This window comes from Flavobacteriales bacterium, from assembly GCA_016704485.1.
Lineage (GTDB): Bacteria > Bacteroidota > Bacteroidia > Flavobacteriales_F > PHOS-HE28 > PHOS-HE28.
Genome location: JADJAA010000001.1, coordinates 1544842 through 1558201 on the forward strand (window position 1 = coordinate 1544842; position 13360 = coordinate 1558201).

Here is a 13360-nt window from a genome sequence, read left to right on the forward strand (position 1 = left end):
TCGGAGACCGTGCGATGGTTTCCTATGGCCTTGTCTCATTCATTTGCTTTGCTACCTGAAGTTGAACGTGGCAATGTTCGAGGTCGGGTAAGGGTTGAATACGTTGAAAGAATACGGTAGCGAGTAATATTGCAATGCCTGACCTGTGGCCTTTGGTTTGCACTTATGATCGAACATTGAACTTATCTGATGGAGCTTAATATAGCAGTGGTACAAATGAACATCGCACCGAGCGATCCGTTGAAGAACATGGAGCGGATGGAAGAGTTCGTTGCGAAAGCAAAGAAGAAAGGCGCGAACCTTATCGTGTTTCCTGAAGATGCCATTTGTGGCCCATTGACCGGGCAAACCGCTTTCGTGCAACATGCTCCGGCCTACATGGAACGCATGCAGGGGTTGGCCGCCACGTATGCGATCGATCTAGTGCCTGGCACATGGACCGTTCAAGAGCACGGTGCATTGTATAACCAAGCCTGTTACCTGAATTCCGATGGCACCGTTGCAGGGGTCTATCGTAAAGTGAATTTATGGGAGACCGAGAAGATCGCAATAACGCCGGGTACACTTGCCTCGGTGTTCCCAACCCGATTCGGTAACGTCGGTCTAATTGTGTGTTGGGATATTGCATTCCCACAACTCTTTGCAGCGATGAATGCACAAGGTGCTCAGCTGGTGATCTCGCCAACCTATTGGTCATTCCCGGAGGGTACCACAAAAGATGCTGAAGCAATGAAGGAAGAGATCCATTTGATCGACTCGCTTTGCACCACCAGAGCGTTCGAGAACAACATCGTATTCGTATACTGCAACGCAGCTGGGGTTTTGGAAGCAGGCGGAACCAGAAGTGTATTGTCCGGTCGTTCCCAAATTACGCACCCCGCTGATAAGATCCTTGATCTATGTGAAGGCAATAAGGAGAAAATGATCATTACCAAAGTTCAGTTGCCATGATCATGGACAACCATTTTTTGAAATGAGCTGACACGAAATGTCGAAGACCGACATGAATCAACATGCCGGTCCTCTAAGGGTAGTCCACCACCTAACCTACCATTGCTGGTGTGTTCTTTTCTTTGATCTTATTGATGTTCTCTGGCTTGCGTTTACTGGACTTCTTCTTCGGATTGGCGCGCTTCTTCACCTCTTTCTTCGCTTTCTTCTTCCCGAGTGCGCCGAGCGGAGCCGAGGTGCTATTCTTCGTTCCTTCTTTCTCACCTGCACGGTTCAATGCAGGATCTGCTAACTGACTCAGCTTTTCGTCAGCGCCATGTTCTTCCTTCAATGTTTGCTTGAGCAGATCGGCTGCTTTGGAAAGACCTAGTTCTTCCGCGTAGGTGACAAGACATCCATAGCTGGCCATCTCATAATGTTCCACCTTTTGCGCAGCACATACCAAAGCGGCATCCAATGCTGGATCGTCCTTGAACTCATCCATCAGTTCTTTTGCCTCTTTGAGCAATCCTTCGATCGCTTCACACTTCTTTCCCTTTACAGGTAAGTCCAAGTGCTTAAAGACTTTCTCCAGACGGTCGATCTGTACTTGTGTTTCCTTGTGATGACTTTCGAACGCCTTCGACAATTTGCCATCCTGCGCCTCTTTCGTCATGGTCTTTAGAGCCGATGCTATTTTCTTTTCTGCGTAATAGATATCAGCCAATAGATCTTCGAATAGTTTACGTAGACCGGTCGGTTTATTTTTGCTTGCCATTGTTGTTGTGGATTTGGTTGAACAATTGACATCCAACTCCTATACCGTTCAATGCCACACGCAGTGCACGTACATGGAAGTGTTGAAATTTTGGAGGATAATGAACGCACAGCAACCGCAGTGGATCACACCGTGGTGTGCGATTGTTGCACATTGCGGATATAGATCGGGTAATTTCTTCAACGGCCCAATAATGCTTTACTAGGAAGTTCCGTTAGCAACCTTTCTGTTTGCCTCCTTCCGATCCTGCGCGTCGGGCTTCGGCGGTGTGTTGCCATTGTCCGCTCCCGGAGCCAAGACAAGTTGAATGAAGATCGGGAAATGATCGGAACCGATAGGGCCGGCGCGATGGAGCTTCAGTAACCGAAGATCGGTACTGTGGAATACATGGTCCAATGGACAACGAAGGAGCATGTATTGAGCTGGGAACGTATTGAAGAAGCCCCGACCCATGCGGGGGTCCAATAGTCTGCTGATGCGTTGGAATAGCCGCGATGTATGCGACCAGGCCACGTCATTCAGATCTCCTGCAACGATCACTGCACCGTTCAATTGCTCTACTTCTTTGGCCACGACGATCAGCTCAGCATCCCGTTCTATGGACGTCTCATTCTCTTTTGGTGCTGGCGGCCTTGGGTGTAAGCCATAAAAGGTGAAACGCTCACCAGAAGGTAATTCCACTTCCGTACGTACCGAGGGCACATCGTCCTCGATCAAATACCGGATCTCCCCATCATGAAGCGGCAGCCGTGAATAGAGGTGCATGCCATATAAATTATCCTTCGGGCATCTCAAGGTATAGGGTCGGTCTTTCTCAAGGACGGAAAGGGATTTTTCCCAGTGCTTATCCGTTTCCAAGGTGAGTACCATGTCAGGGTCCTCCTGCTCGATCAACGCCAAGAGTTCGTGGTGTGCCGAATTGGTCATCAGCACGTTCGCACTCATGATGGAAACCACGGATCGCCCATTGCCCGCAATTCCATCCTGCGCGCGTTTCTTACCGAATACGGTATAAGGTAGCATACGGCTTAATTGAAAGAGGAACGCGATGACCGTAATACCCGCGATGATCCATTGCACGGTGGTCAATGCAGTGTAATAAGCGAGCATTCCAGTAATAGCAACGGTGGCAAGTACTAAGATCTGCAACCTTGGAAAGTCGAACATCCGGATCAACCAGTGTTCATAGCGCAAGAAGGGAAGCAACGTAAAAACGATACACCCCACCGCGAGGACCTCAAATGCAATGCGCATTGCTTAACGTATGGATCATAAAAGGATGCGGCATACTATGCCTTAAACGTGGTCAATAGGTCCGCTAAATTAGGAGTGGTTTCCCGGAACAAAGCAGGGCTGTTGATGATACCACGCCAAGTCGGCAGATATGTAGTATCAGTTCAGTCGCTCCTTCGTTGTCTTGTTCAGTAAATGATCTTGGGGTTTCTCGTAGCTCTAACAACCGCTACTTCGCGAACATCGCGCGGATCCCTCTACCATATGGCTTGCCGGGATCGGGCTTATCGTTCCGAAGTCCTTCGCATTTAGGATGTGGAACTGCTCGAGGACCTATTGCATTCACAAGTTTTCACGATCATTTCATGAAATAGTTACAAATGTAACAGTTTCATTCCGAACTTTGTACCCGTGAACGGAACGCACATACCCTTGGGCCATTGGTTCGCTGTACTAACGCAGCGGTACTACACGCAGCTGCTGCACCGCATGCGAGTGTATGACCTCGATCGCTGGTTCGTTGTGCTGATCGCCATTGCCGAAAGCGATGGACACATGAGCCAACAGGAGATCGCAGAGCAGCTTATGGTCGATAAGGTGACCATGGTGCGGGCGTTGGATCTGCTCAGCTCAAAAGGCTACGTGGAACGGGTGAACTGCCCGGACGACCGCCGCAAGCACCACATCCGCTTGTTGCCCAAGGCCAAGCCGGTGGTGAAGGCCATCAAGAAAGCATACACCGAAGTGAACGATCTTGTCATGGGCCCCATGACCGACAACGCCAGGAATAAATTCATCAAGGACGTTCAGGCAATGCTGGAACGCATGCCCACTGATGGAATGGAACCCGCACCTATGACCTATTCGAAGAAGCTTCCCAAATGAATCGCCGATCATCTCTTTTTCCCTTCTCCTCCCAACACATCGCCACCGCGCTATTCGCATTCGCTGGCACTTTGCTTTTCACAGCCTGTAGTAACGGCGATGAGAACATGGAGAAGGGAGGTGCACGACCACCGATGGCCGTTCAGGTACACGTGCTGAAGCCATCCAACTTGGACAATGCGATCGTGACCACCGGCACATTAATGGCCAATGAAGAAGTGGATCTCGTGAGCGAACTCGCCGGACGGATCACCTCCATCGGCTTTACGGAAGGGGGGAACGTGAAAGCAGGACAAGTGCTGGTGCAGATCAACAATGATGAGCTGCAAGCACAATTGCGCAAAGCGGAAGCGAACCTGAAATTGGCGAAGGATGATAGCGGTCGTAAGGAACAATTGCTCGCGGTGAGCGGCATCAGTCAAGAACAGTTCGATGCAGCAAAGACCCAGAGCGCAGGCTTGCAGGCCGAAGCGGATGAACTGCGCGCACGCATCGCGAAGAGCACCATCCGCGCACCGTTCAATGGGAAAGTAGGACTGCGTTCCGTGAGCGAAGGAGGGTATGTGAGCAGCAACGCCATGATCGCCAAATTGCAACAGGTCGATCCAATAAAGATCGAGTTCGCAGTGCCGGAACGGTATGGTCGGATGATGAAACCCGGTACGGCGATCAGCTTCTCATTGGAAGGAGATACGGCTACGTATGTCGGTAAGGTCTATGCCGTGGATCCGAGTGTGGACCCTACGACGCGCACCGTGAAAGTGCGTGCACGCAGCGACAACAAGGATGGTCATCTTCTCCCTGGATCCTTCGCGAAAGTGGACGTGCGCTTGGATCGGATCAGCGATGCACTCGTTGTTCCTGCTGAAGCATTGATCCCGGATATCCAAGGACAAAAAGTACTCGTGATCAAGAATGGCAAGGCTGCGAGCCTGCGTGTGAAGACCGGCATCCGCAGTGCGAACACTGTGCAATTGACAAGCGGCGCACAGGTCGGTGATTCGGTAATGGTTACGGGAATACTTGCAGTGCGAGAAGGCATGCCCGTTTCTGCGATCTCATCGACATCCATGAACGCAACGGTGGTAACGGACAGTGCAAAATGAACATCGGAACCGTCAGCATCAACCGCCCGGTGCTCGCATCGGTGATCTCGATCATCATCGTGCTGTTCGGCATCATCGGGTTCGGCTACCTAGGCGTGCGCGAATACCCGAGCGTTGATCCGCCGGTGATCACCGTCACTACCAACTACGTGGGTGCGAACGCCGATATCGTGGAGAGCCAGATCACTGAGGTACTCGAAGAGCAGATCAACGGCATCGCCGGCATCCGCAACCTTACAAGTGTGAGTGCCGATGGCCGAAGCACCATCACCGTGGAATTCGAATTGGACGTTGACCTGGAGGCCGCAGCCAACGACGTGCGCGACCGGGTGAGCGGCAGCTTGCGCGATCTGCCTGCGGATGTGGATCCACCCATCGTAGCGAAGAGCGATGCTGACAGCAGTCCTATCGTTGCGATGACCGTACAGAGCGATCAGCGTAATCTGCTTGAACTGACACAGATCGCCAACGATATTTTCAAGGAGCGACTTCAGACCATTCCCGGCGTGAGCAATATCCGCATCTGGGGGGAGAAGAAGTTCAGCATGAAGCTGCAACTGGACCCGGTGAAGATGGCCGGTTTCCAAGTAACACCGATCGATGTGCGCAATGCACTGAACCGCGAGAACGTGGAGCTACCCAGCGGCCGCATCGAAGGATTCAATACCGAACTGAGCATCCGAACTTCCGGACGCCTTACGACAGAAGAAGAGTTCAACGACCTTATCATCCGCGAAGAGGAAGGTCGTGTAGTACGGTTGCGCGACATTGGTCTGGCCGAACTACGCCCGGAGAACGAACGTTCCTTGCTGCGTGGGAATGGTGGCATTCCCCAGGTCGCGATCGCCATTACACCACAGCCCGGCAGCAACTACGTGGCTATTACGGATGAGTTCTACAAGCGTGTGGAAGTGATCAAGAAGGACCTGCCCGAGGATCTGCGTTACAGTGTTGCCATGGACACCACCACAGGTATCCGCGCTGCGATCGTGGAAGTGGAAGAGACTGTACTCATCGCCTTCGGACTGGTTGTGCTCGTGATCTTCGTGTTCCTGCGCGACTGGCGCACTACGCTTATTCCCGTGCTCGCCATACCGATCTCGCTCATCGGTTCCTTCTTCATCATGTGGGCATCGGGCTTCAGTATCAACATCCTTACACTGCTTGCCATCGTGCTCGCAACAGGTATCGTAGTGGATGATGCGATCGTGGTGTTGGAGAACATCTACAGCAAGATCGAAGGCGGCATGGATCCCATGGAGGCCGGTCGCAAAGGCAGTGCGGAGATCACCTTCGCCATCGTGAGTACCACCATCACGCTCGCCGCTGTGTTCCTTCCGATCATCTTCCTCAGCGGTCTCACGGGTCGCTTGTTCCGGGAGTTCGGTGTAGTGGTCGCTGGTGCGGTGATCATCAGCGCAGTGGTCTCACTCACGCTCACACCGATGATGAGCGCGCGCTTCCTGAAGCGCCAGACCAAGCATAGCCGCTTCTTTATAGTTACGGAACGGTTCTTCGAGAACCTGTCCAGCGGTTACGAACGTTCACTCTCAGCCTTCCTCCGCAACCGGTGGTTGGTGTTCCCGATCATTCTCGTCAGCGTTGGTATGGTGGTGATCTCGTTCATCAACATCCCCAGCGAACTGGCCCCGGATGAGGACAAGAGCAGGTTCATGGTGATGAGCACAGCTCCGGAAGGAACCAGCTTCGAACTGATGAACGATTACTTGAGCAACGTGATCGAACTGGTGGATACAATGCCCGAACGGCAGGCACTCATCAGCGTTACAGCTCCCAGCTTCGGCACCGCATCTTCCACCAATACGGGCTTCGTGCGCGTGACATTGGTGCAGCCCGGCGAACGCACGAAGACGCAGGATCAACTCGCCAAGGACATCATGGGCAAGGTGCAGCGCTTCAACATGGCACGCAGCTTCGTGATCCAGGAACCCACCATCGGCGGATCGCGCTTCACGACCCTTCCCGTGCAGTATGTGATACAAGCACCTGATTTCGAAAGTTTGCGAAAAGTCATCCCTACCTTCATGGAAAAGGCCGGTGCCGATCCCATGTTCGAAGTGGTGGATGTGAACCTGAAGTTCAATAAGCCGGAACTCAACGTGGAGATCGATCGCGATCGGGCACGGGCCATGGGTGTGAGCATGCGCGATATCGCGGAAACGCTCCAGCTCTATTTCAGCGGACAGCGTTACGGCTATTTCATCATGCAGGGCAAACAGTACCAGGTGATCGGTCAGGCCACACGTGACAACCGCGCGGCACCGATCGACCTGAGCAGTGCGTACGTCCGCAACGACAAAGGCCAGATGGTGCAGCTGGACAATCTGGTGCGTACCACCGACCGCAGCACGCCGCCACAGCTCTTCCGCTATAACCGTTACGTGAGCGCAACGGTGAGTGCGAAACCGGCCGAGGGCCGCACCATCGGTGACGGCATCGCGGCAATGGACCGCATCGCGGAAGAGGTGCTGGATGACAGCTTCAGCACTGCGTTGGCAGGTGTGAGCAAGGAATTCGCCGAAAGCGGCAACAGCTTGCTGTTCGCACTTCTGCTTGCACTGGTGCTCATCTTCCTGATACTTGCCGCCCAGTTCGAAAGCTGGATCGATCCGCTTGTGGTGATGTTCACCGTTCCGCTCGCCTTTGCCGGTGCGCTGATGACACTCTGGATCGGTGGGCACACGTTCAACATTTTCTCGCAGATCGGTATCATCGTGCTCGTGGGGCTGGTCACCAAGAACGGTATCCTCATCGTGGAATTCGCGAACCAACGCAAAGAGGCCGGTCTCAAGAAAATGGAAGCTGTTATCGACGCTGCTGCCCAGCGTTTCCGGGCGATCATCATGACCAGTTTGGCCACCAGTCTTGGTGCGCTCCCCATTGCGCTGGGACTTGGTGCCGCAGCGAAAAGCCGTGTGCCCATGGGTGTCGCCATCATCGGCGGATTGCTCTTCGCACTGATCCTTACGCTCTATGTGGTGCCTGCACTTTACAGTTACTTGAGCCGTGAGAACAAAAGCACGGATGCGGCAGGAGAGGACACACTGCTTAACGAACACAACGCGAACGCATGAAGTATACGATCGCTCTTTTTCTTGCGCTTTGCACTACGGGCCTTTTCGCCCAGGAAATGCTTACTGCCGATGATGCCGTACGCATCGCTGTGGAACAGAACCACGGTATACGCCTAGCGCGGTTGGATGCGCGCAGCGCGGAATTGTTGAACAACGCAGGACAAGCAGGTATGCTGCCGACCGTGGATGCTGTGGGTTCTTACAGCGTGGACAACAGCAGTACTAAGCAGACCTTCTTCAGTGGCGAAGTGCGCGAGGCGGACAATGCCGATTCCCGTGTGCTCGATGGCGCTGTGCAACTGAATTGGACCGTGTTCGATGGCCTTGCCATGTTCGCCGCGAAGGACCGCTTGGAAGCATTGGAACTGATCGGCCAAACACGTTTGCGGCAGGAGATCGAAGCCACGGTGTACGATGTTCTCGCCGCTTATTATCAGGTGGTGCAACTGCGGAAAGGCATCGCTGTGCAACGCGAAGGTGTTCGCATTTCCGATGAACGGCTGGAGATCGCTCGTGCCGGACAGCGCATCGGAAGTGCCAGTGGTCTTGCCGTGGTGCAAGCGCAACTCGACCAGAGCGCCGACAGTGCTGCCGTGTTGGATCTGCTGGTGCAGGAATCCGCTGCGGTGGCCCGTGTGAATGCATTGATGGGAAATGCTCCAGCAACAGAGCTCGCACTCGGTACGGATATTCCATCCACGCAGCCGATGGAGTTCGGAGAGATCCAACAAGCTGCGCGTAACGCGAACAGTGTACTACAACTCGCACGGCAAGAACGCATCGCGGCGGACTTCAGCGTGAAGCAATTGCGTGGAGCACTACTTCCTCAGGTGGATGTCTTCGGCAACTACGGTTACACGAAGTCCACTTCCGCAGTAGGATTTTTGCAAAGTAACCGAAGCATCGGCCCGGACTATGGCGCACGCATTTACATTCCGCTCTTCAATGGAGCACAGGCCAACAAGGCAATGCAAGTTGCGAAACTGACCCGCGAGCAAGCCGCAATCAGCACCGAACAAGCGGAACTGATGTTGGAGGAAAGTCTGCTCAACGCATGGACGGATCACACCACCGCCAACCAACGTGTTGCGTTGGAGCAAAGCAACCTCAGTGGTGCACGCACACAAACGGACGTGGCGCTGGAGAGCTACCGGCTCGGTGCCATCACCGCAGTGGAATTACGCGAAGTGCAACAAGGCCTCATCACTGCGGAACAACGCTTGCTTGCCGCACAATACGAAGCCAAGCTTGCCGAACTGCAGTTGAAGTGGTTGGCTGGGGAGTTGCCGTAGGCTTCTCGGCATATATTTCATTCTTCGGTTCTCCATGCGTTGAATGCGCTACCGATTTTCGCGAGTTGCTGGGTTTGTTCTCCTCAACCTTATTTCACTAAGAACATAAACATCTTGCTATTCCCTTCGAATGAACTGGTCTTACGGAGCGAAGTTGAGGGCGAGTGAATGGTAAATGGCCGAAGGTCGTGATCCTATCCATGCGATCTGCATGCATAGTGTGAACATGGATCCCGACCGCTAATTCGGCGAGGCCATCTTCACCTGATCACTTAGCCGGCATCAATGCAGGTTACCGCATGCCCTTCGAGATGAAAGCATGCGGTAACATATCAAATTAGTTCAGCGATCCTATTACTTCACGACTTGCACCGTAAGCCTTCCCTTGGGGGAAGAAATAGCGATAAGGTAAGTGCCGCTTGGGAGTGCTTCGGGTAGTTCAATCCTTTGCTGGTGATAACCGGACGCTTGTTCCTGCCCCTCAATGAACGTGTGAACTGTTCTGCCCTGCATATCGAGTAGATGGATGCTGATCCGCTCGGCATGCTGCAACGTATACTCCAACGTTGCGTGCATTCCAATAGGGTTCGGATAGATCAGGGCATTATCATTGGCGACTGAAAGATCAATAATACCCACGTTGAGCCCAGAGAGATAACGCGCTACTGCAAACGCATAGTCGGTGCCATCGTTCGCGTATCCGGCCACAATGATGTTGCCGTCCGGTTGAAGCGCACTCGAATTGGCCATGTCATCGAAACCGTTAAAGTCGGTGATCACGATACCGACCGAGCCAAGATCTGGATCAGGCGTTCCATCCGCGTTGTATCGGACCAATGCAAAATCGGTACTTGCAGCATTATAGGAAGTCCCTGCCAACAACACTTTCCCGTCCGGCTGCAAGATGACAGAATTGCCCGTATCATCGAATCCGCCCGCGATGTCAGTTGTAATATGGCCGTCCGTTCCGAAATCCGTGTCAGGCGTGCCATCGGTGTTATAGCGGATCAAAACAAAATCACTTGCTGAACCAGAACCGATGCTTCCGGCCAACAGGATCTTCCCGTCCGGCTGGATCACTACTGAATTGCCGTTTCCCTGATCATAACCCAGATCGGTGGTCAATTTTCCATCATCACTAAAGCTGTTGTCCAAGCTGCCATCAACGTTGTATCTGGCCAGTGCGATGTCAAAGGTCGGAGACCAGTGTGAAACGCCCACCGCTACGATCTTCCCGTCCGGCTGAATGGCGACTGATCGAATGCGGGCAAAATTATAACCGAACTCCGTTGTCGATCTACCGTCAACACCGAAGTCGGTATCGAGCGTTCCATCCGGGTTGTAACGTACCAGGGCGAAAACCCCGCTTACAATTTGTGACACATCTTCGTACGCACCCCCTGCAGCTATGATCTTCCCATCCGACTGGATCGCCAGTGATCCGACCTCAGCAGGCCCTCCACTTCCAACGGCAGTTGTCACTTTACCGTCCGTACCAAAACTGGTGTCAAGGGTGCCATCCGGGTTATACCGTGCCAACGCAAAGACGTACGTAGAGCCAATGTAAGCACCTCCGGCCATGATGATCTTTCCATCCGATTGTACCGCTACTGCATATACGGAGGCATTATTCAGTCCCATGTTGGTAGCCACCTTCCCATTGGTCCCAAAATCAGTGTCGAGGCTACCATCAACGTTGTAACCGACCGCACCGAAAGCGAAAAGCGAATTGTTCGTTACTGTTCCGACTACGACCAGCTTTCCGTCCGGCCTAATTGCAACAGATGCTCCTTGAGCATTCATGGATCCAAAATCGGTAGTCACCTTTCCATCTCCATCAAAACTGGCATCCAAGCTACCGGGTTGTGCGAATGTTGTTGGGCCAAGTGCGAGGAACAATGCGCAAAGGGTTGTTGCTGCGTAGTTCATGGTGTGTGGGTTTTGCTTGGGAATATAAAAAGCTTTCGTAAGTAAATTGGTAACAGTTCGGCTCTATGCGCGAGTATGGGCTGCATCGGATGTGTTCATGGGAACATTCGATCTGCTAACGGGTTTTCCTCAATGCCAATATCGTTTAGCGTTATAACAGATATTCGTTCCGGGATCTTCTTTTACAATGATAGCATTTACTGCTGGCTCTTGGTTCGTAACAAAGTACATCTCCATTTCACCCTTGCCCTTCGCTTGAACTTTGCCTCTTGGAGTGAAGGTAAGTCCAGGCTCGCTCTTTACCAACGCATAGGTCGCCTCACTGATGTTGACTTGGCCAACCTCACCGCTGCTCTCCATACGACTTGCCGTGTTCACCGTATCGCCCCAGATGTCGTACTGGAATTTCTTCACGCCTACGAGCCCGCAGTGGGCGGCTGCCGCGCGGATACCGGATCGCCACGCACAGTTGCCTGCCGAGCTGCTGTGACGCACATAAAAGAACTGGATCATCACTGCACCGCTACCTGCCTAACTGCTGCGCCGCGAAGAATTAAAGCACTACTTGCTGAAGAACCCCTAACACCTCCACCATCGCAAGCGTATCCATCTTGCAATAGGCCAACAGGTCGGTCCGCAGTTGGGGTACGTTGCCGGTGTAGGTGCCGCTGGCGAGTTGCGTGAAGCGCAGACTGGCGGTGCCGCCTTCCTGCACGTTGAGGGTCTTGTAACTGAGTGTTGGCACTAAGGCAGGGAGTACCGTCTTGATGCCGTACTTGCCGTTCATTTGCGGGGCGTAGTACCAACCGTGTCTGAAGGCATCCATCAGGTCCTTGATGCGCGGTAGTAGTTGCTGGATGGCTGGTGCATGGTGTGGAAGGTCGCGCGCTAGATCGCGCAGCACCATGCGTTCGAAGGTTGCGTTGTACGCGAGGATGTCGCCCGTTGGACCAATGTCCTTGAGCAATTGCTGCACGAGTGCTTCGCGTGGATCGCTGGTGCCATCCGCTAGGAACTCATGGTGCGTTGCCGGTGCACTTGGTGCGGACTGCACATGCAAGCTGTATTGGAAGGGCATCTGCTGGAACGGACGTGTGCCGTCATAGAGCGGTATGCTCGGCATCATTGTCTCGAAATCGAAATGATGCACCGGGTATTCCAGCGCCGCCAACCACTGGTGTAGCGGTTCGTGCTGGATGTGTCCTTCGCCACTTTTCCATGCATTCACTTGCCGACGTTGTGCAGCGCTGAGCTTTTCATTTTCCGGAATGTCCACCAGCTTCAGGATGCCCCGTTGGTACAACGACCATTTCTGTTCAGTAGCACCTGTTAGCTCGAATACCGACCGCTCCGGAATGTGCAACCAACAGTGTGGTTTGAAGTCGCACGGGTAGGGTGCATCGCATTGCGGACCAATGTCGACAACGGGTGCTTGCTCTTGTTGCACCACCTGTTTCAGCGCTTCGATGCGCGCGGGTATCGCCGCTTGCTCACGCAGTACCTCCGCAAGTACGGAGGTGCGGTTGAAGAGCTGCTGCACATCCACCGCGCCCTGTTTCACATAGCTGTTGTTCAAGTACACAATGCTGACATCCGCCAACGCGATGCTGCCCGAGATGACATAGTACTGCAACGCAGCATCCTGCACATACACATCCTTCACGCCTGTGCTGCCTTTCACTTCAAATGCTTTCCATCCCTCGGCCGTATGCACCAGCAGGTCCAACGCGGCCAACACACCGTCGCGCATGAACGCCGCTTCGTAGATCACCCGCTCACCGCGCGCAATGGCCGCTGCGGTATCCACCACGCTCTGCGCGAACTCGAACGGCGAAGGCGGCGCACAGTCCACTCCTCCTGGAAAAAGCTGCTGCGCCATCAACCCTACCGACGTGCCCGAATCAAAGATGGCCTGCTGCTGCGCACCGATGGGTGGCAACAGATCGCGCCGGTGCTTGTACAACCACAACGCCTTGGGACATTGCTTGCCCCGCATGTACGTGCTTTTGGAGAGTAGGTGGGACATGGGGGAGAACTGATAGCACGCTCTCCGGGTCGGGGCCCGGAGTGACAGAGTTTAAAGGTGGGATAAACGCAGATAGAAATAGTGAA

General features: G+C 53.5%; 10 protein-coding genes. 5 read left to right on the plus strand and 5 right to left on the minus strand.

Annotation, left to right across the window (positions count from 1 at the left end; all coding sequences use genetic code 11):
* Positions 1-189 precede the first annotated feature (189 nt).
* Entirely contained in the window at positions 190-951 is a 762-nt protein-coding gene (locus tag IPF95_06495; GenBank protein ID MBK6474345.1) for a carbon-nitrogen hydrolase family protein, read from the plus strand.
* Positions 952-1042: 91 nt separating this feature from the next.
* Here the strand turns inward: IPF95_06495 and IPF95_06500 are convergent, their stop codons facing one another.
* On the minus strand, positions 1043-1708 hold the full coding sequence (locus IPF95_06500; protein ID MBK6474346.1) for a ferritin-like domain-containing protein: 666 nt from the start codon (positions 1706-1708) through the stop codon (positions 1043-1045).
* A gap of 201 nt (positions 1709-1909) precedes the next feature.
* Positions 1910-2962, minus strand: coding sequence for an endonuclease/exonuclease/phosphatase family protein (locus IPF95_06505; protein MBK6474347.1), 1053 nt, complete (start codon positions 2960-2962; stop codon positions 1910-1912).
* Positions 2963-3352: 390 nt separating this feature from the next.
* On the opposite strand from IPF95_06505, the gene IPF95_06510 reads away from it, so the two are divergent.
* Genes IPF95_06510 through IPF95_06525 form a run of 4 tightly spaced genes read left to right on the plus strand, consistent with a single transcriptional unit; the run spans position 3353 to position 9319 of the window.
* Entirely contained in the window at positions 3353-3826 is a 474-nt protein-coding gene (locus tag IPF95_06510) for a MarR family transcriptional regulator (protein ID MBK6474348.1), read from the plus strand.
* Positions 3823-4932, plus strand: coding sequence for an efflux RND transporter periplasmic adaptor subunit (locus tag IPF95_06515; protein MBK6474349.1), 1110 nt, complete (start codon positions 3823-3825; stop codon positions 4930-4932). The genes IPF95_06510 and IPF95_06515 overlap by 4 nt, the downstream gene beginning before the upstream one ends.
* A complete protein-coding gene (locus IPF95_06520) occupies positions 4929-8027 on the plus strand; it encodes an efflux RND transporter permease subunit (GenBank protein MBK6474350.1) in 3099 nt (1032 codons plus the stop codon). The genes IPF95_06515 and IPF95_06520 overlap by 4 nt, the downstream gene beginning before the upstream one ends.
* Positions 8024-9319 (plus strand): TolC family protein, encoded by a 1296-nt coding sequence (locus IPF95_06525; GenBank protein MBK6474351.1) that lies wholly within the window; start codon positions 8024-8026, stop codon positions 9317-9319. Before IPF95_06520 ends, IPF95_06525 begins: the two co-directional genes overlap by 4 nt.
* 354 nt (positions 9320-9673) lie before the next feature.
* Here IPF95_06525 and IPF95_06530 read toward each other — a convergent pair whose 3' ends face one another.
* The 3 genes from IPF95_06530 to IPF95_06540 form a co-directional block, all read right to left on the minus strand.
* Positions 9674-11248: a T9SS type A sorting domain-containing protein gene (locus IPF95_06530; protein ID MBK6474352.1), complete on the minus strand. Its 1575-nt coding sequence runs from the start codon at positions 11246-11248 to the stop codon at positions 9674-9676.
* Between the two features lie 129 nt (positions 11249-11377).
* Entirely contained in the window at positions 11378-11761 is a 384-nt protein-coding gene (locus tag IPF95_06535; protein MBK6474353.1) for a hypothetical protein, read from the minus strand.
* A gap of 40 nt (positions 11762-11801) precedes the next feature.
* A complete protein-coding gene (locus IPF95_06540; GenBank protein ID MBK6474354.1) occupies positions 11802-13274 on the minus strand; it encodes a DUF2779 domain-containing protein in 1473 nt (490 codons plus the stop codon).
* Positions 13275-13360: the final 86 nt, after the last annotated feature.

Excerpts from the sequence above, each read along its gene's own strand:
- IPF95_06495 (MBK6474345.1), top strand. The coding sequence starts at position 190 with ATGGAGCTTAATATAGCAGTGGTACAAATGAACATCGCACCGAGCGAT.
- IPF95_06500 (MBK6474346.1), bottom strand. The coding sequence starts at position 1,708 with ATGGCAAGCAAAAATAAACCGACCGGTCTACGTAAACTATTCGAAGAT.
- IPF95_06505 (MBK6474347.1), bottom strand. The coding sequence starts at position 2,962 with ATGCGCATTGCATTTGAGGTCCTCGCGGTGGGGTGTATCGTTTTTACG.
- IPF95_06515 (MBK6474349.1), top strand. The coding sequence starts at position 3,823 with ATGAATCGCCGATCATCTCTTTTTCCCTTCTCCTCCCAACACATCGCC.
- IPF95_06520 (MBK6474350.1), top strand. The coding sequence starts at position 4,929 with ATGAACATCGGAACCGTCAGCATCAACCGCCCGGTGCTCGCATCGGTG.
- IPF95_06525 (MBK6474351.1), top strand. The coding sequence starts at position 8,024 with ATGAAGTATACGATCGCTCTTTTTCTTGCGCTTTGCACTACGGGCCTT.
- IPF95_06530 (MBK6474352.1), bottom strand. The coding sequence starts at position 11,248 with ATGAACTACGCAGCAACAACCCTTTGCGCATTGTTCCTCGCACTTGGC.
- IPF95_06535 (MBK6474353.1), bottom strand. The coding sequence starts at position 11,761 with ATGATCCAGTTCTTTTATGTGCGTCACAGCAGCTCGGCAGGCAACTGT.
- IPF95_06540 (MBK6474354.1), bottom strand. The coding sequence starts at position 13,274 with ATGTCCCACCTACTCTCCAAAAGCACGTACATGCGGGGCAAGCAATGT.